At 32.7% G+C, this 25,746-nt stretch carries 20 protein-coding genes; 12 read left to right on the top strand and 8 right to left on the bottom strand.

Annotation, left to right across the window (positions count from 1 at the left end):
• Window positions 1–131 precede the first annotated feature (131 nt).
• The 8 genes from thrS (at window position 132) to ACSVH2_RS09100 (ending at window position 12,832) form a co-directional block, all read left to right on the top strand.
• On the top strand, window positions 132–2,078 hold the full coding sequence (thrS, locus tag ACSVH2_RS09065) for a threonine--tRNA ligase (protein WP_438093021.1): 1,947 nt from the start codon (window positions 132–134) through the stop codon (window positions 2,076–2,078).
• 76 nt (window positions 2,079–2,154) lie between these two features.
• A complete protein-coding gene (infC, locus tag ACSVH2_RS09070; RefSeq protein ID WP_438093022.1) occupies window positions 2,155–2,655 on the top strand; it encodes a translation initiation factor IF-3 in 501 nt (166 codons plus the stop codon).
• Between the two features lie 25 nt (window positions 2,656–2,680).
• Window positions 2,681–2,878, top strand: coding sequence for a 50S ribosomal protein L35 (rpmI, locus tag ACSVH2_RS09075; RefSeq protein ID WP_136151968.1), 198 nt, complete (start codon window positions 2,681–2,683; stop codon window positions 2,876–2,878).
• 171 nt (window positions 2,879–3,049) lie between these two features.
• Window positions 3,050–3,394 (top strand): 50S ribosomal protein L20, encoded by a 345-nt coding sequence (gene rplT / locus ACSVH2_RS09080; protein WP_438092854.1) that lies wholly within the window; start codon window positions 3,050–3,052, stop codon window positions 3,392–3,394.
• Window positions 3,395–3,639: 245 nt separating this feature from the next.
• Window positions 3,640–5,070 (top strand): T9SS type A sorting domain-containing protein, encoded by a 1,431-nt coding sequence (locus ACSVH2_RS09085; protein ID WP_438092855.1) that lies wholly within the window; start codon window positions 3,640–3,642, stop codon window positions 5,068–5,070.
• A 173-nt stretch (window positions 5,071–5,243) separates the two neighbouring features.
• On the top strand, window positions 5,244–6,962 hold the full coding sequence (locus ACSVH2_RS09090) for an arylsulfatase (protein ID WP_438092856.1): 1,719 nt from the start codon (window positions 5,244–5,246) through the stop codon (window positions 6,960–6,962).
• Between the two features lie 185 nt (window positions 6,963–7,147).
• Window positions 7,148–10,063 carry an insulinase family protein gene (locus tag ACSVH2_RS09095; protein ID WP_438092857.1) on the top strand — a complete coding sequence of 972 codons (2,916 nt, stop codon included), beginning with the start codon at window positions 7,148–7,150 and terminating at the stop codon, window positions 10,061–10,063.
• 162 nt (window positions 10,064–10,225) lie between these two features.
• Window positions 10,226–12,832: a zinc-dependent metalloprotease gene (locus tag ACSVH2_RS09100; protein ID WP_438092858.1), complete on the top strand. Its 2,607-nt coding sequence runs from the start codon at window positions 10,226–10,228 to the stop codon at window positions 12,830–12,832.
• Window positions 12,833–12,900: 68 nt separating this feature from the next.
• Here the strand turns inward: ACSVH2_RS09100 and ACSVH2_RS09105 are convergent, their stop codons facing one another.
• The 8 genes from ACSVH2_RS09105 to ACSVH2_RS09140 all read right to left on the bottom strand — a co-directional run bounded on the left by ACSVH2_RS09105 (window position 12,901) and on the right by ACSVH2_RS09140 (window position 22,795).
• Window positions 12,901–14,106 (bottom strand): porin, encoded by a 1,206-nt coding sequence (locus ACSVH2_RS09105; protein WP_438092859.1) that lies wholly within the window; start codon window positions 14,104–14,106, stop codon window positions 12,901–12,903.
• 17 nt (window positions 14,107–14,123) lie between these two features.
• A complete protein-coding gene (locus tag ACSVH2_RS09110; RefSeq protein WP_438092860.1) occupies window positions 14,124–15,464 on the bottom strand; it encodes an anaerobic C4-dicarboxylate transporter family protein in 1,341 nt (446 codons plus the stop codon).
• Window positions 15,465–15,546: 82 nt separating this feature from the next.
• On the bottom strand, window positions 15,547–16,620 hold the full coding sequence (locus ACSVH2_RS09115) for a type II asparaginase (RefSeq protein ID WP_438092861.1): 1,074 nt from the start codon (window positions 16,618–16,620) through the stop codon (window positions 15,547–15,549).
• A 25-nt stretch (window positions 16,621–16,645) separates the two neighbouring features.
• Window positions 16,646–18,073: an aspartate ammonia-lyase gene (locus tag ACSVH2_RS09120; RefSeq protein ID WP_438093023.1), complete on the bottom strand. Its 1,428-nt coding sequence runs from the start codon at window positions 18,071–18,073 to the stop codon at window positions 16,646–16,648.
• A gap of 218 nt (window positions 18,074–18,291) precedes the next feature.
• Window positions 18,292–19,908 carry an NAD-dependent malic enzyme gene (locus ACSVH2_RS09125; protein WP_438092862.1) on the bottom strand — a complete coding sequence of 539 codons (1,617 nt, stop codon included), beginning with the start codon at window positions 19,906–19,908 and terminating at the stop codon, window positions 18,292–18,294.
• 133 nt (window positions 19,909–20,041) lie between these two features.
• On the bottom strand, window positions 20,042–20,812 hold the full coding sequence (locus tag ACSVH2_RS09130; RefSeq protein ID WP_438092863.1) for a DUF2490 domain-containing protein: 771 nt from the start codon (window positions 20,810–20,812) through the stop codon (window positions 20,042–20,044).
• A gap of 163 nt (window positions 20,813–20,975) precedes the next feature.
• Window positions 20,976–21,821 carry an isoaspartyl peptidase/L-asparaginase gene (locus ACSVH2_RS09135; RefSeq protein ID WP_438092864.1) on the bottom strand — a complete coding sequence of 282 codons (846 nt, stop codon included), beginning with the start codon at window positions 21,819–21,821 and terminating at the stop codon, window positions 20,976–20,978.
• A 101-nt stretch (window positions 21,822–21,922) separates the two neighbouring features.
• Window positions 21,923–22,795, bottom strand: coding sequence for a cyanophycinase (locus ACSVH2_RS09140; RefSeq protein WP_438092865.1), 873 nt, complete (start codon window positions 22,793–22,795; stop codon window positions 21,923–21,925).
• 114 nt (window positions 22,796–22,909) lie between these two features.
• Here ACSVH2_RS09140 and rluF point away from each other — a divergent pair, with 114 nt between their 5' ends.
• Genes rluF through gldI form a run of 4 tightly spaced genes read left to right on the top strand, consistent with a single transcriptional unit; the run spans window position 22,910 to window position 25,740 of the window.
• The gene (rluF, locus tag ACSVH2_RS09145; protein WP_438092866.1) at window positions 22,910–23,737 is read left to right on the top strand and encodes a 23S rRNA pseudouridine(2604) synthase RluF; all 828 of its coding nucleotides are present in this window, start codon (window positions 22,910–22,912) and stop codon (window positions 23,735–23,737) included.
• Window positions 23,738–23,758: 21 nt separating this feature from the next.
• Entirely contained in the window at window positions 23,759–24,130 is a 372-nt protein-coding gene (gene crcB, locus ACSVH2_RS09150; RefSeq protein WP_438092867.1) for a fluoride efflux transporter CrcB, read from the top strand.
• 36 nt (window positions 24,131–24,166) lie between these two features.
• Window positions 24,167–25,171, top strand: coding sequence for a DHH family phosphoesterase (locus ACSVH2_RS09155; protein ID WP_438092868.1), 1,005 nt, complete (start codon window positions 24,167–24,169; stop codon window positions 25,169–25,171).
• A 2-nt stretch (window positions 25,172–25,173) separates the two neighbouring features.
• On the top strand, window positions 25,174–25,740 hold the full coding sequence (gene gldI / locus ACSVH2_RS09160) for a gliding motility-associated peptidyl-prolyl isomerase GldI (RefSeq protein WP_438092869.1): 567 nt from the start codon (window positions 25,174–25,176) through the stop codon (window positions 25,738–25,740).
• Window positions 25,741–25,746: the final 6 nt, after the last annotated feature.

A 25,746-nucleotide genomic window follows, 5' to 3' on the forward strand; every position in this document is an offset into this window, starting at 1 on the left:
GCACCTCTTCGCTTGTTTTCTTTCTAAAAAGCACAAAAAGCATTACGAGCGAAAGAAAACCAAGAAACAATACATATATATTGTATGTGTTTTGTTATTCTACTATATTTGCAGTCCATAAAATTTTAGGAATGATAAAGATTACTTTACCTGACGGTTCGGTTAAGGAGTTCGCAAACGGGTCAACTCCGATGGATATTGCAAAATGCATAAGTGAAGGATTAGCAAGAAATGTAATTTCAGCCTCTTTCAATGGTAACATAATAGAAACTTCAACGGAGTTAACGACTGATGGTTCACTCATATTATATACATGGAATGACAAAGAAGGTAAAAAAGCTTTCTGGCATTCGACTTCGCATGTTATGGCTCAGGTTTTGGAGGAAAAGTATAATGGTATTAAATTAACTCTTGGGCCTGCAATTGATAATGGGTTTTATTATGACGTTGATTTTGGTGATAACAAAATAACTGACGCAGATTTTAAAGCTATTGAAGATAGAGTTTTAGAAATTTCAAGAGAAAAGCATGAGTTCAAAATGCGAGCTGTTTCAAAAGCTGAAGCATTAAAAGTATATAAAGGAAACGAATACAAAACTGAATTGATTTCAAATCTTGAAGATGGAACAATTACTTTCTGTGATCATTCTAACTTCTTTGATTTATGTCGTGGCGGACATATTCCGAATACAGGAATTATTAAAGCTATGAAAATTATGAGCGTTGCAGGTGCTTATTGGCGTGGTGATGAAAAAAACAAACAGTTAACTCGAGTTTACGGAATTTCTTTTCCTAAACAAAAAGATTTAACCGATTATTTAGAACTATTAGAAGAAGCAAAACGTCGAGATCATAGAAAACTAGGAAAAGAACTAGACTTATTTGCTTTTTCACAAAAAGTGGGTCAAGGTTTGCCTTTGTGGTTACCAAAAGGAGCTGCTTTGAGAGATAGATTAGAGCAATTTTTAAAAAAAGCACAGAAGAAAGCTGGTTATGAACAAGTTGTTACGCCACACATTGGACAAAAAGAACTTTATGTAACTTCTGGACATTATGCAAAATATGGCGCAGACAGTTTTCAACCAATAACTACTCCAGCTGAAGGTGAAGAGTTTTTGTTGAAACCAATGAACTGTCCGCATCACTGTGAAATTTACAATACCAAACCTTGGTCTTACAAAGATTTACCAAAACGTTATGCAGAATTTGGTACCGTATATAGATATGAACAAAGTGGTGAATTACATGGATTAACTCGTGTTAGAGGATTTACTCAAGATGATGCACATATTTTCTGTACGCCAGATCAATTGGATAGTGAATTTAAAAAAGTAATTGACCTTGTATTATATGTATTTGGTTCGTTAGGCTTTGAAAACTTTACGGCTCAAATATCATTACGTGATCAAGAAAATAGAGATAAATATATAGGAAGCGACGAAAATTGGGAAAAAGCCGAAAATGCAATTATCAATGCAGCTGCCGATAAAGGATTAAATACTGTAGTTGAATATGGAGAAGCAGCTTTTTATGGTCCGAAATTAGATTTTATGGTGAAAGATGCTTTGGGAAGAAGTTGGCAACTTGGAACTATACAAGTAGATTATAATTTACCAGAGCGTTTTGAATTAACTTACAAAGGAGCGGATGATAAATTATATAGACCTGTTATGATTCATCGTGCGCCTTTTGGTTCAATGGAACGATTTATTGCAATTTTACTTGAACATACAGCAGGAAATTTCCCTCTTTGGCTAATGCCTGAACAGGCTATTATATTGTCTTTGAGTGAGAAATATGAAAATTATGCGAAAAAAGTTTTAGAATTGCTAGAAAATCACGAAATTCGCGCCCTAATTGACAATCGCAACGAAACAATTGGCAAAAAAATTAGAGAGGCAGAAATACAAAAAATGCCATACATGCTTATAGTTGGTGAGGAAGAAGAGAAAAACGGAACTATTTCTGTTCGTAGTCGTGGTCAAGAAGGAAAAGGTAATATAACCGTTACAATTGAGGAATTTGCCAAAATTGTAAATGAAGAGATTGCCAAAACATTAAAAACATTTGAAGTTTAACTAAAATAATAAAGTCATAGCAATAAGAAGTAACAGAGGTTATCAACCTCGAGTAGAGAAAACAGCAGCCCACCGAATCAATAATTTAATTCGAGGCGTAGATGAAGTTCGTTTAGTAGGCGAAAATATTGAACCAGGTGTCTTCAAGTTTAGTGAAGCGCTTCGATTAGCCGAACAATTTGAGGTAGATTTAGTTGAGATTTCTCCTAATGCAGTTCCTCCGGTTTGTAAATTGATGGATTACGGTAAATTTATTTACCAACAAAAAAAGCGTGACAAAGAGTTAAAAGCAAAATCAACTCAAATCACTATAAAAGAAATTCGTTTCGGACCTCAAACAGATGAGCATGATTACGAATTTAAAAGAAAAAATGCAGAAAAATTCTTGAAAGAAGGTTCAAAATTGAAAGCATTTGTTTTCTTCAAAGGACGTTCAATCATATACAAAGAACAAGGACAAATTTTATTGCTACGATTAGCACAAGATTTAGAAGAATATGGTAAAGTTGAAGCGATGCCAGTATTAGAAGGAAAGAGAATGATAATGTTCATTGCTCCAAAGAAAAAAAGTAAGTAAGTTAAATTAAATAAACTAGGAAAAAATGCCTAAAATGAAAACAAAATCCAGTGCTAAGAAGCGATTCAAAGTAACTGGCTCTGGAAAAATCAAGAGAAAACACGCTTTTAAAAGTCATATCTTGACTAAAAAATCTAAAAAGCGTAAATTAGCTTTAACACATTCTGCTTTGGTTCACCCAACAGATGAAAAAAGCATTAAACAACAATTAAGAATCATCTAATAAGCCATTAGTGAAAAGCCACTAGCCACTAGTTTCAAAACTTTTGACTATTGCCTAATTACTATTGCCTAGATAATCTTTAGGTTAAAACAATTTTAATAACCTTGGAGTATGGCTATAAAGTTCCCTTGATTAAATTCGGGACGCCTACTACAAAAAAACAGAAAAATTATGCCAAGATCAGTAAATTCAGTTGCTAAAAGAGCAAGAAGAAAAAAGATAATGAAGCAAGCCAAAGGTTTCTTTGGTAGACGTAAAAACGTTTGGACAGTTGCTAAAAACGCAGTAGAGAAAGCAATGTGCTACGCTTACCGCGACAGAAAAGTGAATAAAAGAAATTTCCGTTCTTTATGGATTCAACGTATTAACGCTGGAGCTAGACTAGAAGGAATGAGTTATTCACAATTTATGGGATTAGTTAAGAAAAACGGTATCGAATTGAACCGTAAAGTATTAGCTGATTTAGCGATGAATCACCCAGAAGCTTTCAAGGCTGTTGTGAAAAAAGTGAAATAAAAAACGTTTGTACAACCTCGATTTAACTTACTTATAATTTAAAGTCCAACTTTTCGGTTGGACTTTTTTTTTCTACTTTATATTAATTTTGAAATTAATCTTTAATAAAAAAACTTTGTGTTAAATAATTTATTAAATTGGTAATCAATTTGTTATTTCATTGTTTATAAAATATTTGTTTTTCATAATAACAAATAGAAATTTCGCTCACCCACAGTTTTTATTAATCTAAAAATTAATTAATCATGAAAACAAAATTACAATTACTGATTATTTTATTACTTATTTGTACAAATGCCTTTTCACAATCTGGTACGGGTTGTTGGCGTGTTGTTTCTGCAGGAACCAATTTTTCTTTAGCCATCAAAATGGATGGAACTATGTGGGGTTGGGGAGCAAACGGAAACCTTTTAGGACTTAATGGAGTTACTCCTAATCAAAATTTACCCATACAAATTGGAACCGCTAATGATTGGGCTACAGTTTCAGCTGGAACGGTTCATTCTTTGGCTGTAAAAACAAACGGAACATTATGGTCTTGGGGAAATGGTCAGTTCGGTCAATTAGGTAATGGTATATTTAATTCGGCTTCGTGGACAGTAACTCAAGTTGGAACAGCAAATGATTGGTTAACTGTATCTGCAGGAAATCGATTTAGCTTGGCAATTAAAACAACTGGAACACTTTGGGCTTGGGGTTTGAATAATTTAGGGCAACTTGGAATAAACAATTTAGTAGATCAAAATGTACCTGTTCAAGTTGGAACATCAAACAACTGGTTAAAAATTGATGCTGGAAATCAACATTCATTAGCCATAGACAATACTGGATTTATGCATGCTTGGGGAGATAATACTTTCGGACAATTTGGAAATGCAACTTTTACTTCAAGTCTAATCCCAATAGTAGTTTCATCAGCTAACAATTGGTCAGAAGTATCCGCTGGTTTTAATCACAGTATGGCTTTAGACTCCGGTGGAATTTTATTCACAGCTGGAAGCAATGCTAATGGTCAACTGTGTGATGGAACCAATACAACTTCTAATTCTTTCATTCCGATAAGTTTTAGTAATCCTGGCATTGTCACTCAATACATTGCAATATCTGCTGGAAATACATTTTCTCTTGCCATTAAAAACGACAACACTTTGTGGTCTGGAGGATTCAATTCAACTGGCCAATTAGGATTAGGAAATAATACCGCAGTTAATACTCTAAATCAAGTGGGAACCAGTAATACTTGGTTTTTAATATCCGCAGGTGATGCACATTCGTTAGCAATGGATACCGCAACAGCATTATGGGCAACTGGGAGAAACTTAGAAGGTGCAGTAGGAATTGGAAACTTTAATTTTTCATATAACACACTACAATCAGTAGCTTGTCCTACTTCGACTTTATCCAATGAGTCAATTTCATTAAATAATTCCACTATTCGTATTTATCCAAACCCAACGAAAGATGTAGTAAATATAAAATATTCTATAGAAAATGGGGCACTAGTTACTTTAAGAGTAACCAATATACAAGGTCAAGTAATTCAAGAAATCAAAATGGAAAAATTAAATGGAATACAAGTTGACACCATTAATTTAAGTAATCAGTCAAGTGGAATCTATTTCCTAACAATTCAAAATGAAAAAGGAAGTTTTATTTCAAAAATTATAAAAGAATAAAATTTCAAAATAGTTAAGAGTATCAAATCCTAGTCTAACGATTGGGATTTTTCATTTAAAATAATTTCTAGAGCCAAAATTAATGTCCTTAAAAACTTTTTTTATAAATAATTATATATTTGTTTTAAATTAAAATTTTAATAAAATAATTACTAACCAAAACTATATTAATTATGAAAAAAATCATGCTATCATTTATGATACTGACACTAGCTCTATCCTCATGTAAAAAGGATGAAAAAAATATTGAGCAAGGAAAAGATGATAGACCAAACATACTTTTGATAGTTGCAGATGACATGGGATTTAGTGACATTGGGTGTTATGGTGGTAACATCAATACTCCTGTAATTAATACAATTTCTAATGAAGGAATAAACTTTTCAAACTTTCATGTTCAGCCTACATGTTCACCAACAAGATCTTCGTTGTTAACAGGTTGTGATAACCACGTTGCTGGTTTAGGAATAATGAAGGAAATGGATTATCCAGAATTACACAAATTAAACCTTCCTGGCTATTCAGGTAATCTCAATAAAAATGTGATTACTATACCAGAAATACTCAAATTGAATGGCTACAACACTTATATGGTTGGAAAATGGCATTTGGGTGAAGACGCAGGTGAAAATCCATTTGAAAGAGGTTTTCAAGAAACATTTATTTTAGGAACTGGTGGCGGAAGCCATTCAAATGATCAAAGATCTTTAGCTCCACCACAACACATGATATACACAAGAAATGGTAAGGAAGTTAAACTTCCAAATGATTTTTATTCAACTAAAAATTACACAGACTCAATAATAAAATTTATTGATAAAAACAAAAATGATAAAAAACCATTCTTTGCTTTTCAATCATATACAGCGGTTCACGACCCGTTACAAGCTCCAAAAGAATACATCGAAAAATATAAGGGTAAATTTAATAATGGATGGAATTCTCTTTGGGAAATGAGATTGAAAAATCTTAAAGATTTAGGCATAGTTAATAAAGATGTTGAACAATTTTCAAAAAATGCCTCGATTCCAAACTGGGATAAACTTCCTAAAGAAAAAAAGGAAGAATTTGCAAGAGATATGGAAGTATATGCAGCAATGCTAGACTATATGGATATGAGTATTGGACGTATCATTAATCACCTTAAAAAAGAAGGAATGTATGATAATACAATGATTATTTTTATGTCTGATAATGGCGCAAATGGTGCAATGGCAACATCATATCCAGGTAATCAAGATGGAAAATATCTCGCTACATTTGATAATTCTATGGAAAATCGTGGTCTAAAAGGATCTTACGTAGAAATGGGTCCAGGTTGGGCTCAAGCTTCTTCCTCACCGTTTCGCTTTTTTAAAGGTTTTACTTCACAAGGAGGAATTAAAGCTCCATTAATTATTAAAATGCCAAAAAACAAACAAAACAATCAAAAAAATCAAAAATGGAATGGAACTTTTTTGCATGTTACTGACATAATGCCAACGATATTGGAACTAACTGGCTCAAAATATCCTGAAGAGTATAAAGGAAAAAAAGTAATCAACAAAGTTATTGGAAAATCTATTGTACCTGTTATAAACAATAAATCAACAAGCATTCACCCTGAAGGAATGGGATGGGAACTTTTTGAAATGAAAGCATATATTAAAGGGAATTATAAAATTTTAAGACTCCCTATTCCATTTGGAACTGGTGAATGGCAATTATATGATCTTTCAAAAGATCCTAGTGAAGCCATAGATCTTTCAAATAAATATCCTGATATTAAGAAAGATTTAATTAATAAATGGAATGAATACGCCAAAGCCAATAATATTCATGACCATAAAGGTTTCTATGATAACTTTTTTAGAGCAAATTTAGGTCCTGGTACTAGTAAAGATATCCATTAAAAATTCAAATTGTTTGGTATTGAATATTCATTTCAAACTTGAAAGTTTTATAAAAAACTTTCAAGTTTGAAATTTCTTGTTGAAAAAATTACCATTTGCCACTATTTCAGTTTAAAACTTACTTTAACAAATGTTTATAACTCTATCCTTATTGTTTTATTATTTTTGTTCAAAACTAAACATTTATGAAAAGAATAATTTTAAGCATTTGCTTATTACTTGCAGTAACTATTGAGGCACAAACATTCTCAACAGAAAAAAAACAAGACAGTCAAGGTTATAGCTACGAAACTGTAAAAAATGACAAAACAGGAACAAGAATTTACACTTTAAAAAATGGCTTAAAAGTATATTTGGCTCAAAATACCGATGAGCCAAGAATACAAACCTATATTCCAGTTAGAACAGGTTCTAATAATGACCCAGCAGATAATACGGGCTTAGCGCACTACCTTGAACACATGGTTTTCAAAGGAACTAGCAAAATTGGAACTCAAAATTGGGAAGTTGAAAAAAAACTTATTACTCAAATTTCTGATTTGTACGAAAAGCATAAAGCCGAAACTGATCCTGAAAAGAAAAAAGCAATCTACAAGCAAATAGATGAAGTTTCTCAAGAAGCATCAAAATACTCTGTTGCCAATGAATATGACAAACTTATTTCGTCCCTTGGTGCAAAAGGCACTAATGCACACACTTGGTTAAGCGAAACGGTATATAAAAATAATATTCCTTCCAATGAATTGGAAAAATGGATGATTATTGAAAAAGAGCGTTTCTCTGAACTAGTATTACGTCTTTTTCACACAGAACTAGAAGCTGTTTACGAAGAATTCAATCGTGCTCAGGATAACGATGGTCGTTTAGTGAACTATGAATTGATGAATGCGTTATTCCCAACTTCGCCATACGGACAACAAACAACCATCGGAAAATCAGAACATTTAAAAAATCCATCAATGGTAGCTATTCACAATTATTTTGACACTTATTATGTGCCAAATAATATGGCAGTAGTTTTAGTTGGCGATTTAGATTTTGACAAAACCATTAAAATGGTCGACCAATATTTTGGTTCTTTCCAATACAAAGAGTTACCAAAACAAAATATGCCTCAAGAAAAACCAATGACGGCGATTGTTTCTAGAGAAATTAAAAGTCCAACCGCAGAACGATTAACCATGGCATGGAGAACAGCTGGTGTAGGAACAAAAGAAATGCTGTTGGCCAATATGACTTCCGAAATTTTATCCAATGCTGGAGATGTCGGATTAATTGATATCAATATCAATGAAAAACAATTAGCATTAAGAGCTGGAGCAAGCGCATCAACCATGAATGATTACGGTTATTTATCGCTGAATTTATCAACTAAAGAAGGCCAAACCCTAGAGGAAGGGAAAGAAATATTGTTATCGCAAATTGATAAAATTAAAAAAGGTGAATTTGATGAATGGATGATTCAAGCTACCATTAATAACATGAAACTGGATCAAATGAAAACTTTTGAATCTGGTGATGGATTAGCAACTACGATGTATGGTTCCTTTATTCAAGGTAGAAGTTGGGAACAAGTATTGGCAGAAATCAATGACTATTCCAAAATTACAAAAGCCGATATTGTAAAATTTGCCAATGATTTTTTCAAAGACAATTATGTTATAATCTACAAAAGAAAAGGAGTAAATGATAAATTAGTTCGTGTTTCGAACCCAAAAATCACTCCTATTCAGTTAAACAGAGACGCACAATCTGATTTTTATAAAAACTTTTCTAAAATAACTTCAACAGATTTAACTCCAGTTTTTGTTGATTTCAAAAAAGAAATTCAGACAAAAAAAATTAAAAATACCAATGTAAGTTTTATTAAAAATAACACTAATACAATTTCAAATCTGTACTATATTTTTAATATGGGTACAGACCACAACAAGAAATTGTCAATGGCAATGGGTATGCTTGACTATTTTGGAACTGACAAACTAAGTTCGGAAGCCGTCAAAAAAGAATTTTACAAGTTGGGCGTTTCCTATTCTGTTACTGCTACAAATGATTTGAGTTACATAACCCTAACTGGTCTAGAAAACAACTTACCTAAAGGAATTGAGTTATTAGAAAGCTTCATGAAGAATGTAAAACCAGACCAAGAGGTATACAATACTCAAGTTACCTCAATACTAAACAACAGAGAAAATGCTAAAAAACGAAAAGAAAACATTCTTACTGCACTAACAAATTATGCAAAATATGGAAAAAACTCTCGTTTTAGAGATATCATTTCTGAAAAAGAATTAAAAGAAATGAAGGCATCAGAAATGACAGATATCATAAAAGGCATCAGTAATTATGAGCATCAAATCTTTTTTTATGGAAATGATTTAAATCCAATAGTGAAAGCATTAGAGAAACATCATAATCTTAATGCCAACAAAGCAATCCCTTCACCAAAAGTATATTTGGAACAGGAAACAAGTAATAAAGTTTATTTTGCTAATTATGATATGGTGCAAACCGAAATGAATAGAGTGGCAAAGGGAGAAAAATTCAACATGAATTTGAGTGGAACTGTAAATGTTTTTAACTCCTATTTTGGCTCTGGATTATCGTCAATTGTATTCCAAGAAATTAGAGAATCTAAATCATTGGCTTATTCGGCTAGAGCAACTTATGGAATGGCAAACAACAAAAATTTGAATGATTATATGCAAGTTTCAATTGGTACTCAAGCCAATAAACTACCTCAAGCGGTTGATGCTATTTCTGTATTATTATCAGATATGCCTAGAATTGAAAAACAATTCAACAATGCAAAGGAGTCTAGCTTAAAACAAATTGCATCTAGTAGAATTATAAAAACAAATATTTTCTTCAATCATATGAACTTGAAAAAACTAGGTTTTGATTATGATGTTCGTAAAGACACTTATAATAGCATTCAAAATCTTACGTTAGAAGCAACAAACGATTTCTTCAATAAAGAAGTGAAAACAAAAAAATACAATACTGCCATTATTGGAAAAAAAGAAAGTCTTGACTTTGAGGCACTTAAAAAATTAGGTGACATTGAGGAAGTTTCTTTGGAAGAAATATTCAATTACTAATGTTTTTAAAATAAACAAGAATGACTAAAAGTCTCAATCTAAAAGTTGGGGCTTTTTGGTTTCTTTTGAACTCGTTAAAAAAATCACAACATTTACAAAAGAATATAAATTATAAGTACTTTAGTTCACTTTTTCAAATAATCAACTAAACTATAATCAATTATGAACAAACTAAGACTCACCTGTGTTCTATCGTTATTACTCCTGCTATCGATAGACTCAACCTTTGCACAAGACAAATCAGAGAAGAAAAAGAAAAGTAAAAAAGAAATAGAAGCTGCAAAAACAGACTCTATAAACAAGAAAAAAACTGCCAAAGTTTCCATTAATGATAAAATAAAAGGAAGCAAAAAAATTGAAGGATTATTAACTGTTTATCAAGATACAGTTACCGGTAGTATGCAACTTTTCATAAAGAAAAACCAACTGGATAAAGAATTTATTTACCAAAGTTTTTCAATTAATGGACCTACAGAATTGTTTTTAAATCAAAGTATGCACCGAAATACAAATGTCATTACAATTAAAAAAGCCAATGATAAAATTGAATTTGGGTTGGTTAACACTAATTTTTATTATGACAAAAATAATCCAGTAAGTAAAACTGCTAATGTGGATATTTCAGAAGCTATTTTTCTTGCTGAAAAAGTTGTTGCTCAAGATAGTATTGGATATTTAATTGCTGCTGACGGTCTTTTCTTGAGTGAAAAATTGGACCCAGTAAAGCCTACTTTCCCACCAGGAATGCCACCAGGAGCAGTTTTCAACCTAGGCAATTTCAATGCGGCAAAATCAAAATACCACAGTGTGCGTTCATTTCCAAACAATACAGATGTAACAGTCGATCTTGCCTATGATAACCCAGCGCCATTGAATGGTGGAGATGCTTCAATAACCGATGCAAGATATATTCGTGTTCGTATGCAACACACATTTTTAGCAATGCCCGAAAATAAATTCAGACCTAGAAGAGATGATCCAAGAATTGGCTATTTTGGTCAGTCAATCGATGATAAAACAAGTTTAAAAGCCGCACCTTATAAAGATATCATTCACAGATGGTATTTAACCAAAAAAGACCCGTCGGCTGCCTTTAGCGAACCAGTTGAACCAATCGTTTGGTGGGTAGAAAACACCACACCACTTGAATACCGTCAGACTATTGTTGAGGCAGGAAATCGCTGGAATCAAGCTTTTGAAAAAGCTGGATTTAATAATGCAATCGTTATGAAAATTCAACCCGATACTGTTGATTGGGATGCAGCAGATGTTCGTTATAATGTTATTCGTTGGGTTTCTTCTTCATCAGCCGGTTATGGAGCTATAGGTCCAAGTTTTGCTAATCCAAGAACGGGTCAAATACTTGGTGCCGATATTACTGTTGAATGGGATTCAGGAAGTTTCTCACCAATTTATGATGAATTATTTTCAGCAAAAGGCAATCAAAATCAAGCAAATATAGATGCTCATTTTCATAAAGACGGTAGTACTTGTTCTATGGCTAACGAATTGAAAAATCAATTTTTGGCAGGAACAACTTTAGCAGAAATAGATAATGAAGACCCAAAAACTATTCTCAAAATACATAAGGAATTTTTATACTATTTAATGCTACATGAAATGGGACATACTTTAGGTTTAAACCATAATATGAAATCCAGTCAAATGCTAAAACCATCAGAACTACACAATACTGAAATTACAGAAAAAATAGGTTTAATTGGCTCAGTAATGGATTATCCAGCCATCAACCTTTCTTTAGACAGATCAAAACAAGGAAATTATTACACCACAAAACCTGGACCGTATGATTTATGGGCAATTGAGTATGGATATAAAGAATTTGATGAGCAAAATGAAGAAGCTGAATTAAACAAAATTTTAAGTCGAAGTTCAGAACCAAGTTTAGCATTCGGTAATGATGCAGATGATATGAGATCACCTGGATCTGGAATTGATCCTCGTGTTATGATCAATGATTTGAGTAGCGATGCTATTGGAAATGCAGAGGAGCGATTTAAAATAGTTAATAATGTAATGCCTAAACTTAAAGCTAAATACAGTAAAGATGGAGAAAATTATGCTGAGTTAAGAGCTAGATTTGGTATGCTAAACGGACAAAGAAGAAATATGTATGCTGTAGTAAGTAGATATGTTGGTGGAATTCAGGTAGACAGAAGTTATATAGGACAAAATACAACCGAAAAACCATTTACACCTATATCAAAAGAACAACAAAAGAGAGCCATTGAAGTTTTAAATAAATATGCTTTCGCTCCAAACGCTTTTGATGCAGATATTACATTGTATGCCTATTTACAATTACAAAGACGAGGATTTAATTTTGGTGGTGGAACAGAAGATCCTAAATTAAATGATATTTATTTATCTATGCAAATGGCAGCACTTTCTCACTTAATACATCCAAGAACGCTTCAACGTTTATCAAATACCAGTCTTTATGGAAATTCCTATTCTGTTACAGAAATGATGGGAGATTTAGTTAATGGCATTTTTAAAGCTGATTTATCAAGTAAAGTGAACTTGCAACGACAGTATCTACAAACTACTTTTGTGAAAGGTGTTATAGAAATAGCAGAAGTTAATGACACAAAAAATAAGTATGATGATATTTCAAAAGCTGCGGCTCGCCAAACCTTGAAAAAAATTAAAACAATTTTAACAACAGCAACTTCACTTGACGAAAGTACCAAAGCGCATAGAAATTATATTACTTTTTTAATTGATAATGCACTAGCAATAAAATAAAAAGTTTTATAAAATAACAAATCCCAATCTTTCGATTGGGATTTTTGATTCAATAACTTTTGAAAATTTTATAACACCAATAATGGAGCAACAATTCCAAAACTTAACTGACCAGTTGTATAATCTTTAACACCAAATGCGTTTTCAGCATAAGATGTATAATCGTATTTTCTAGCTACATAACCCACAAAAAATCTCATATTAATATCTTTAAACGGCAAGTATTCAATAGTTGGAATTAGACCATAACTTGTTGACAATTTAGTATCAGCATTTGAGTCTGGATTATCTTTCCATGAATGACAACTAGTAAACACACTCAATAACAGCGTTACTTTTGGAGTAGCAGCATATTCTGCTCTTAACCAATTTTCAACATACAGCGCATCTTGAGCAGCATATTGATATTGTGAACTAATTATAGAAGATACAATTCCTTTACGATCCAATTCTTCAGCACTATAATGGAAATCATAGTATAAAACGAATTTATCACTTGGTTTAAATTTATTACCCAATGCAAAATAATTCATATGTGCGCCTTTTGCTTCATTAAAGAAACTATAACTATAGGTTGTTTCAAATTTGCCATCAAAAAAACTACCTCTCCAATTAGACACAAACGCTAAAGGCATTTTTGAAGGTTCAATATCTGGTGGTGCAGTATCACCGTACTGCTCTTCATAAGTTTTGGTTCTTGAATTTAATATTTGAAATGAAAATGATTGTTTTTTATTTTCTAAAGTGTGAGATATTCCAGCACCAACTAAAAAGTTATCGGCATATTCAATAATGTCATTATAAGCCATGATGTCAATTGGGTTAAAATCAAATTCATAACCACCCCAATCGGCACATAACTTTCCAATAGAGAATTGAGTTCTTTCCGATAAATTAACTTTTACAAAAGCCAAATCAACTGCTCTACTCATATTATCTAAATTTCCAGGAATTGGCTCTCTTGTATATCGGTTACGAAATCTGAATGATACTTTTTCGTGAATTTTTCCTTTGATTTCAAATCGAAATTGATTCACAGTATATTTAGTAATATCATGGTTACCATCTGTAAAATAACTATCTAAACCCATACGAGTATTAAAGATAACATCAACATCTCGCAATAATGATTGTTTATTTGTAGGTATTATAGATTTTGCAGAATCTATAGAAGCACGAATCCCTTCCATAGTTTGCTTATCCATTTGATCTACTTGACCAATTGCAATAATTGGAAGTAGCATGATTGATAAATAAATAATGATTTTTTTCATAATAAATGATTTAAATTTTACATTAAAAAAGTTCCTAATAAAAAGCCAACCATAATAGCGACTCCTATAGCCACTACTCCAGGAACATTGAAGCTATGATTGATAACATATTTTCCTATTTTAGTACTTCCCGTTCTATCAAAGTTAATCGCTGCCAGAAGTGTTGGATAACCCGGTAAAACAAAATCACTATTTACAGCAGGAAAAATAGCTATCAAAGAAGAAGGCGGAAGTCCTAATGCAATTCCTAATGGCATCATAGTCTTAGTAGTTGCTGCCTGACTAAACATTAAAACTCCCATTATAAATACTGCTATTGCAAATGTCCATGGATATTCAGATACAATTCCTCCTAAAGCAGTTTGAATAATATCACTATTAGAATTCATAAAAGTGGAACTCATCCATACCACACCAAATACAGAAACAACTGCCGAAGCCATAGAATTAAATAAACTTGCTTTAGTTACATCTGCTGTGCTAGTTTTTGTAATCAACATCATAGCAGCAGAAGCAGTAAGTGTTACAACGCTTATTATGGTTACCATGGTTAATGAACCATCAGCGGCAATAGCTAGTGTTTTTACTCCAGGTTCAAAACTTGGAACTAAACTAGGAAAAGCACCTGCTATCACAATTAAAACAATTGCAATTGAAAAAATTACAACTGAAGTTTTTGCGCCAGGTTTCAACTGAACTTGAGTATTTTCAGTATCAGCTTCCATGCTTTTTGCAAATACTGGATCTTTCATTTTTTCAATAAAAATTGGGTCTTTATCTAACTCCACTCCTTTTTTGAAAACAGAAAAACAACCAACAAGCAATCCAATTATAGATGCAGGAATACATATCATCATGATATCTACTAATGCACCTTGATAAGCCAAAACTACTACTAAAGCAGCAGTCGCTGCACTCATTGGACTACCAGTTAAAGCAAGATGTGAAGCTATAACCGAAATACTCAAAGGTCGTTCAGGTCGAATTCTTTTCTTAGCAGAAACTTCAGAAATGATTGGTAATAAAGAATAAACAATATGAGCTGTTCCTGCAAATAGGCATAAAAAATATACAGTAAAAGGAGCAATAAAGGTAATATTGGATGGATTACTTCGAATAATTTTTTCGGCTAGACTAACTAAATAATCTAATCCTCCAGAAGCTTGCAGTGTTGCTGCAGTGGTTACAATAGACATGATAATCAACATAACATCTATTGGTGGATCAGTTGGTTTCATTTTAAAAATAAATATAAAAAGGAACAAACCGACTAAACCCATTACACCCAAACCGATACCTTTCATTTGTGATCCAATGAGAATCATTCCTAAAAGAACAGCAAATTCAATCCAAAACATAAAAAGATAATTATAGGTTAGTATTAGTCAGATTAAACAAAAAAGGAACCTGTTATTTAACACAGATTCCTTTTTTTAAAGATTAATATTCTATAAATAATTTTTGTAATTCTTCTCTGCTTCTGTTTTTCTGAAGCGCTAACATTAAAAGTATTCTAGCTTTTTGAGGATTTAACTCATCAGAAGAAACGCTGCCATAGTCAGCATCAACAACTTCACCTTTAATTAAAACAGCACCAATTGGAACACGTGTAGCTCTAACCACTGGAATCCCAGCTTTTGTAGCTCTTTTTACTGCTTCTAAAGTTCCTGCATTCATGTTTCCATCACCAAGACCAGCAATCACAATGCCTTTTGCTCCAGCTTTTACCATGATATCAATTAAATCTGTTGACATATCAGCACAACCATAAACAATATCTACACGAGGTAAAGATTTTACACCATCTACTGAAAACTCGCTGTTTGTTGTATGGCGACCAGATGGTTTGTGGAAAAATAAAATATCTCCAAATATTACGGTTCCTATCATTCCTTCTTGAGGAGATTGGAATGTTTGAACTGGAGTAGAATACATTTTTTTAACATCACGAGCCGCATGAATTTCATCATTCATCACAACCATTACTCCATATCCTTTGGCATCTGGATTTGCAGCAAGCGCTACAGCGTTATACATATTCAATGGTCCATCAGCACTCAAAGCAGTTGAAGGACGCATAGAACCAGTTAAAACTACTGGCTTATCACTTTTTACAACTAAATTAAGAAAATAAGCTGTTTCTTCTTGTGTATCAGTTCCGTGAGTAATTACAACTCCGTCAACATCATTACTTTTAAGAAGTGTGTTAACACGATTGGCAACATCAAGCCATACTTTTACACTCATATCTTGCGAACCAACATTTGCCACTTGCTCTCCTTTTAAATTGGCTAGAGTACGAATATTTGGTACAGCATCAATCATAGCTTCAATTTTAACCTGTCCAGATGTATATGCTGAACCTGTTGAACTTGCTCCTGCTCCTGCAATGGTTCCGCCAGTAGCCAAAATAACAATATTTGGGAGTTTTTTTGCTTGCCCATTAGCAACAACACTTGCAATTAGCAATAGTACTACCAGAAAATTTCTGGCGAAAAAAGATATTTTTTTCATGATTCTTGGTTTTTAGGTTTACTATTTATTTGTTTTTGTATTTTGATTTATCAAGTCCTGTCATCTTTTCTGGAGAAAGTATGTCTTTAATTTCAGCTTCGGTAAGTAATTTTTTTTCACGAACCAACTCTATAATACCTTTACCTGTTGCCATTGCTTCTTTTGCTAATTCATCGCCTACGTGGTGACCGAGTTTAGGATTTAAAGCAGTAACAATTCCAATGGTAATTTCTAAATTACGAGCATCTACTTTTTCGTTGATTGTGATTCCGTCAACACATTGCACACGGAATGCTTTCATTCCATTAGTCAATAATTTTTGAGATTCAAAAACAGCTAAACCAGCAACAGGTTCATAAGCATTCAATTGCAAATCACCATCAGAGGCAGCGAAATTTACGGTTACATCATTACCCATCACACGATAACTAATTAATGCCATTAATTCAGGAATAACAGGATTTACTTTTCCTGGCATAATTGAAGAACCAGGTTGTCTTGGAGGTAAATTTATTTCGTATAAACCATTTCGTGGTCCAGAAGATAGAATAATAAGGTCATTAGAAATTTTGGAAAGTGTTGTAGCTAATGTTTTAAGAGCTGAAGAATACAGTACAAATTCGTGTAAACTAGAAGTAGCCGCAATCATATCATCACAATTAACAAACTGATAACCTGAGATTTTATTTAAATGTTTAATTACTGCAACATCGTATCCTTTCGGAGCGTTTAATCCTGTCCCAATTGCTGTTCCACCCATATTAAGAGTAAATAAAGATTTATTAGCAAAATCTAAACTTTCAATATTCCACTCCAACATAGTTGCATAGGAATGAAATTCCTGACCTACTGTCATAGGAACTGCATCTTGAAACTCGGTGCGTCCCATTTTAACCACATCTATGTATTTATTTCCTAATGTCCTGAATGATTTAGCTAGCAAAACAAGTTCTTGTTTTAGCTTCTCATTGTGCATAATCATGGTTAATTTAAGAGAAGTAGGATACGTATCATTCGTTGATTGTGACATGTTAAGGTCATCATTTGGCGAAATTTTATCGTATTGCCCTTTTTTGAAACCCGCTTTTACAAGAGCAACATTAGCAATTACTTCATTGGCATTCATATTGGTAGAAGTTCCAGCACCACCTTGATATAAATCAATCCTGAATTGATCAAGATATTTTCCTTCTATCAATTCCATACATGCCGGTTCAATCATTTTAAGTTTGCTTGCTTGCATTTCGCCAACTTCAGTATTCGCTCGTGCACATGCAAGTTTTATCATTCCCCAAGCTTTCATATAATCAGGATAATCATTATTGTATTGTCCCGATATTTGGAAATTTTCCATTCCTCTCGCTGCTTGAGCACCATAATAGGCATCAGCAGGAACTTTAATTTCTCCAATCAAATCAGTCTCAGTTCTTGTATTTTGGGCATTAATGACCATCCCAATTACAAGAACTATAATTAGTAAAAAATTCTTAGTATTCATATTCTTATTTATTAGTTAATACAAATTTACCTTTAATAGTTTTATAATGATATAGTTACAAATCTCTATTTTATATCAATTTACATTTGGTACTCAACAAAAAATCTAATTATTTCTTGTCAAATAAAAACAAACTGTATCAAAGCATTATGAACTCATATCTCAAAAAAATATTACTCATAACTAGGAATATACATTTTGCTTTTAATAAAATCTACCATATTACCTGGTCTTTCAACACTAGCCAATCCACTTTCAAAAATATGTTCGGCAACTTTTTCAGCTACTTTCATAGAAACATTCAAAATATCATTAACATTCGGGTAAATCAATCCTTTTTCGAAATCGGCTTGAGTAACTTGTTCGGCAACAGCTTCTGAAGCAGTTAATAACATATCATCAGTAACTCTTTTGGCTTCAGTAGCAAAAATGGCCATTCCCAAAGCAGGGAAAATAAAGACATTATTTCCTTGACCTGGCGTGAATGTTTTGCCTTCAAATTCTACTGGAGCAAATGGACTTCCACTGGCAAAAATTGCTTTTCCTTTACTCCAAGTATAGGCTTGTTCTGCTGTACATTCTGAATGTGAAGTTGGATTAGAATAAGGGAAAATTATGGGACGTTCATTTACGGCGCTCATGTTTTCTATGACTTGTTGATTAAATGCTCCACCAACAGTGCTCACACCAACAATAGCCGTAGGTTTAATTTTTAAGACTGCCTCGGCAAAATTAGTACAAGGTTCGCCATCATGTGCAAATGGGATTTGATGTTCGGCTAAGTCTGTTCTGATGCTAACTAATAAACCGTTTACATCAAACATCCAAATATGACTATAAGCTTCCTCAGCAGATAAACCATCTCTTTGGAATTTTTTAACCAACATATCGGCTATACCAAAAGCAGCAGCTCCAGCACCCATAAATAAAAATCGTTGATCAATAAATTTCTTTTTCATCAACCTACTGATGGAAATAAATCCTGCAGTAGCAATAGCTGCTGTACCTTGAATATCATCATTAAAAGTACATACTTTGTCTCGATACGTTTCTAGAATTCTGATAGCATCTACTCCGGGAAAATCTTCCCATTGAATACATACTTTTGGAAAAACTTCATACATGGCTTCCACAAAAGCGGCTACAAAATCATCAAATTCTTTTCCTCTAATTCTTTTGCATTTTAATCCTGGATAAAGTGGATCATTTAAAAACTCTTCATTATTTGTGCCTACATCTAAAACGATTGGTAAAGTATGTTCTGGAGGAACGCCTCCGCAACTTGTATACAAAAGAAGTTTTCCAATTGGAATTCCAATACCGTTGATACCTAAATCTCCTAAACCTAATATTCGTCCTCCATCAGTAACTACAGAAAAACGTATATCATTAACTGGCCAATTTTTTAAAATATTTTTGATATTGTTTTTTTGGTCAATAGAGATAAATAAACCTCTTGGTCTTCTCGAAATATGCCCTAACTTCTGACATGCTTCACCAACAGTTGGAGTGTAAATTAACGGTAAAAATTTAGCGGGTTCACTAGTAATCGTCTTGAAAAATAAGGTTTCATTGGTTTCCAATAATTGCATCAAGTACGTGTACTTGTTGATGGGCTTATCATAACTTTCAAGTTGCTCATCAACTCGTAAAATCTGAGTTTCTATGGTTTCAATTTTATCAGGGATAATTCCTATCAAACCATATTTTTCTCTTTCTTCTTTTGTAAAAGCAGTTCCTTTGTTGAAACGAGGATTACGCAAGAGCGAATAACCAGTAAACTCTTCCATATCAGGTGTTTTTATATAATATTTAAAAGTAATTCTTATATAAAGTTAAGAAAATATGTTTACATATTTAACATTTTGAGCGGTTGTTTTTTATATTAAATACAATAAACTTAAATTATAAAATTCTAAATCGTTATTCATCTCCACTATGATGTGAAACTGAATGCCTATTTACATTGATGCTATTATTGAGATAAAAGAACAATCGGAGCGTATGATTCATATCGTATTGATAGCCAGAATATTTTTGTTGATACACATTCATATAACCAAAATCAAAACTCAACTTCGGATCAATTACTTGTTTAATTCCAATAAAGAAACGATTCTGATCGAAAGTATTAAAAACAACTTCTTTGCCAAAGTGTACCATAATCTCATCCGAAACTACTAACATAGGCAAAGACTTTTTCTTAAAAACAGGAATGTTAAGCGAAACAAGATAACGTACCCTATTAGTAAACCGAACTTCATTTGTTTCTTGATCATTTACAATTTTTTCTTGCCAACGTTGTTCGTTTCGTATTCTCTGTAAAATACTAACTTTCCCAACAACAGTATTCAAATTCACTTGTTCGTATATTCTATTTTCATCTGAATATGTGCTCCAATCAGGATTGGATGGCGCTAACCACATGTGAGCATATCCTGCAGTTAGTGAAATAGTTTTATTTGGGAGATATGAAAATCCGCTTCGCAAAAAATAAAAATTATTGTCTTCTACAAAACCATCCCATCTAACGTGTGCATCGGCAATAAAACCCCAATGCTCGCTGAATTTTGTAACAGTATTCAAAGATATCCAAGTTTGCATTTTTTGATTTACTTCTTTCTCCAATGGTGATTGTGCAAGAACTGTGTAGGATAGTACTAAAAATAGGAGTGAATATAAATCTCTTTTCATCAGAAAAAATATTTTTAGTTGAAGGAATAATAAGTAACAAATTTAAGACTATAGTTTTTAAATAATCTGATATTTATCATACCGCTTTAATTTTCTTATTTATAAAACAAAAAAATCCCAATCTGTAAAATTGGGATTTAGTAAGTTTTAATTTTTTTATTTACTAATTAAAAACTGCTGAATTAATTCCGTCAAAACTGGCAAAAACCATACTTGGATGTGAGTCTTGGTGATAGATATTCCCATTTTTTTCAATAGCAATCGCACCCGCAAAACCATCAAAAGGTTTTAACTCATTAAAAGTTTTTTCAAACGCTTTTTCAAGTGGAAAACCATCGGTAACTCGAGTTACAATTTTGGCAGCTACTGCTCCACTCACAATGTCTTCGCCTACTCCTGTTAAACTTACACCACAAAATTCATTGCAATAATTTCCTGCTACGGTTGCAGAGTCCGATATTCTTCCGGGTATTTCAAATCCTTTTCCACCAGTGGAAGTGGCCACTGCAATTTTTCCGTTGCTATCTAAAGCGACACAACCTACAGTTCCTATTCCTGTTGCTTTTAATTTGGCTTCATATTCCGCTTTTCTTTGCGGAATTTCGGTGGAGAATTTTTCAAAACCATGTTGTCTAGCAAAATTGGTTGCTCCACTTCCTCCCAACACTTTATCATCATAATTCAATAAAACTTGCGCCACTTGAACTGGATTTTTGACTTCTTCAATATTAATCACACCGCTCATTTTCATGGTTGAACCATCCATCAAAGCGGCACTCATTCTAATTTTTCCATCACTTTGAATTTGAGATCCAATACCAGCATTGAATAATGCATCATCTTCCAAAAGTGACACAGCATAAACTACTGTTTCGAGCGCCGAATGTGTTTCTAGATAATTATAAGAATCTTTTACAATACGAAGTAACGCTTGCTGTTTGGCTATTTTAGTTTCCTGATTGGTTGATGATTCAGAGAAAAATCCGCCGTGTATTATTATTTTTGACATAACTTAAAATTAAAAAGAACACAGATTTTTAGAAATTTTTACATTTGATATAATTTCTATAATCTGTGTTCCAAAATTATTTTTTTGAGTTTAACTTATCATTAAACGTATTGAGAACTTTTAATCGTCATTTTAAAAGTATCCAAATCGAAAGTATCGTTTTTACTCATAACATGCGTAACCAAATGATTGATTGAAATGGGTTGTCCTAATTCTACTTGCGTCAAATTAGTATCTTTTATCTCTCTTCCATCAACCAAAATAACTAGTCCTGAACCCAAAGCTTCCATTTGTCTGCCATTGGTAATCAACAAACCTGTATCTTCTCCAAGTCCAATACCGAGTACTTTTGGATTGCCAACAACGGCTTGAAACAATCTCCCAATTCTGCCTCTTTGAACAAAATGAGTGTCAATAATTACATCGTCAATAAGACCAAGTCCAGAGGTTATTTTTACTTCTCCTTTTAACAAGGCTTCATGACTACTTCCTTGATAAATCATATTATTAGAAGCTGCAGCTGCGCCAGCAGAAGTTCCTGCATACACAAAATCTTCTGTGCGGTATTTTTTGATTAAAACATCATCAAATGGCGTTCCACCAAGAATAGAAGTCAATCTTAGTTGATCACCACCAGTAAACATAACCACATCGGCAGCTTTCAATCTATTCAAAATCTCCTCTTCTGAAGCTTGTTCTCTTCTTTCAATGTGAATAACATCAACGTTATTGGCACCCAAATAATTGAACGCTTTAACATATTCTGGCCCTATTTCTCGTGGGATTTTTGAAGCAGTAGTTATTACTTCAATCCTTGATAATTCTTTGTTTTTAGACTCCTTTATGATACGTTTTAAAATTCCTTCTTCAAAGAAATTTAAATTTTTCGAAGCACTTTTGTCCAAATGTGTTTCGGTGAAACTGCCTTTATCAACAGCACCACCTATTATAATTAGTTTTCCTTGTATATTCATGTTGGTAAAAATAGCAAAATCTGAAAACCTACAACCATTTTTTCGCTTTTTTGAAACTAATTTATCAACGAGTTATCAAGAATTAGTATTCTCAAATTATAGTATATTTGCCCTATGGAAACTAACCAAACACGTATCAATAAATTCCTTTCCGAATGTGGATTTTGTTCTCGTCGTGAAGCGGACAAATTATTAGAAGAAGGACGAATAACCATCAATGGCGTTGTTCCTGAAATGGGAACCAAAGTTTCTCCAACTGATGAAGTGCGTGTGGATGGGAAATTAGTACGAGAAAAAACAGAAAAACCAGTTTATTTGGCTTTTAACAAACCTGTTGGGATTGAATGTACTACTAATCAAAATGTGCGAGATAACATCGTGGATTACATCAATTATCCCAAGCGAATTTTCCCCATTGGACGATTAGACAAAGCCAGTGAAGGTCTTATCTTTATGACCAACGATGGAGATATTGTCAACAAAATTTTACGTGCTCGAAACAATCACGAAAAAGAATATGTTGTAACGGTTAATCGACCAATTACTGATAGATTTATCGAAAAAATGAGCAACGGAATTCCGATTTTGGATACGGTAACACGAAAATGTAAAGTCGAACAAATCAGTAAATATGTGTTCCGAATTATCTTGACACAGGGATTGAATCGACAAATCAGAAGAATGTGTGAGTATCTTGATTATGAAGTCACCGCTTTGAAAAGAACGCGAATAATCAATATTTCACTAGATGTTCATGTTGGTCGGTATCGAGATTTAACCGATGATGAAATCAAACAGTTGAACAAACTCATCGAACCTTCTAGTAAAACTGAAGAAGCAAGTTTGCCAAAGTCGGCTAAAGCAGATTTTGGAAATTCCAAAAAAGAAAATTCCAAATTCCAAAGTTCAGCTGATAGAAATAAACGAAATCCTAATTCCTAATTCCTAAATCCTAAATCAAAAATGATCAAAACGATTATTTATATTGCAATTGGTGGTGCTATTGGAAGTGTATTACGTTTTTTGACTACGATTTTAGTATCAAAATTTTGGTCCAATCATTTTCCTTTAGCCACATTTATCGCTAATATTTTGGGTTGTTTTCTAATAGGTTTATTCATTGGAATTTTAGCCAAAAATCAATTAAACGATAGCAATCTAAAATGGTTTTTAGTAACTGGATTTTGTGGAGGCTTTACCACTTTCTCCGCTTTTGGAATAGAAAATATAAATCTCTTTCAAAGTAATAATACAATACTAGCTTTTGGCTACATAGCTTTGAGTATTATTCTAGGTCTTTTTGCAGTGTGGTTTGGTCTTTTTGTTGCTAAATAATTTTCAATTCCTGAAAAAAATGTAACTTCGCCAACTATGAAAAAAGAAGATATTTTTGCTATTCAAAATTTATTAGCTACGCCAAAAAAAATTGCCATAATTCCACATCGAAGTCCCGATGGAGACGCGATGGGTTCAACTTTAGCATTGTATCATTTTCTTTTAAAATTAAATCATTATCCCACCGTTATTTCGCCAAATGATTTTCCAAATTTTCTTGCTTGGTTACCCAGTTCGGAAACGGTTTTGATTTACGAAAATGACAAAGAAAATTGTACCAAAGTTTTGCAAGAATCTGACATAGTTTTCACCTTAGATTTTAATGCCTTACACCGAACTGGCGAAATGGAACAAGTATTGAACAAACTGACTGTTCCTATGATTATGATTGATCATCATCAAAAGCCAGATACTTTTGCTACTTTCACCTATTCAAATACAATTTTTGGTTCTACGTGTGAAATGATTTTTAATTTCATTTCTTATCTTGACAAAAAAGAATTGATTGATAAAACGATCGCGACTTGCATTTATACTGGAATTACTACTGATTCGGGTTCGTTTCGATTTCCTTCCACAACCAGCACAACACACAGAATTGTTGCCGATTTGATTGACATTGGAATTGAGAATAGTGAAATTCACAACCAACTTTTTGATAATAATTCGTATAACCGTTTGCAACTTTTGGGTAGAGCATTACAAAACATGAAAGTTTTACCAGATTATAAGACTTCCTATATTACGCTTTCGCAAAAAGAATTGGATGAATTTCATTATGAAAAAGGTGATACAGAAGGAATAGTAAATTATGGATTAACGATAAAAGGTATACACTTTGCTGCTATTTTTATTGAGCATAGAGATGAAAATATCATCAAAATATCATTCCGTTCTCAAGGTAGTTTTGATGTAAATCAATTTGCCCGAGACCATTTTAATGGTGGTGGACATATTAATGCTGCTGGAGGAAAATCCTATTTAAGCATGAAGGAAACAATCAATAAATTTGAAAATTTAATTTCAAAAACAACAATCTAAAAATGAAAAATAGTTCAAAAATTGCTTTACTATTATTGATTTTTGTAGCCATCTTAAGTTGCAAACAACAACAAGCTAGAATGCCAATTTCACGTTCTTCGGGTACTTTCATGAAAGAATCTATCGAACGTAACAAAAAATTAAATGCTGGTGAAGAAAGCAAAATAGATTCCATTATAAAAAGCAATCCTCAAATAGAATATATTGCTTCCAAAAAAGGATATTGGTATCATTATGAAACAAAGAATGAAAGCGATACTTTAAGACCAAGAAAAGGAGACATTGCCGAGTTTGAATATGAAATAAAAGATTTCAAAGGAAATGTGGTGTATTCAGAAGTAGAATTGCGTCCACAAACCTATAAAGTTGACAAACAAAATATCATGATGGGTTTGCGAGATGGTATAAAACTAATGCGTAAAAATGAAAAAGTTACCTTCTTGTTTCCATCGCATATGGCGTATGGTTATCACGGAGATAATAAAAGAATAGGTTCTAATCAACCGCTAATTTGTACCGTGACGCTGAACGATTTTAAACCCGAAAATAAAGTAAAAACCGAAAATTAATTTTTA

The sequence above is a fragment of the Flavobacterium sp. RSB2_4_14 genome, from assembly GCF_051547085.1.
In the GTDB taxonomy this organism is placed as follows: domain Bacteria; phylum Bacteroidota; class Bacteroidia; order Flavobacteriales; family Flavobacteriaceae; genus Flavobacterium.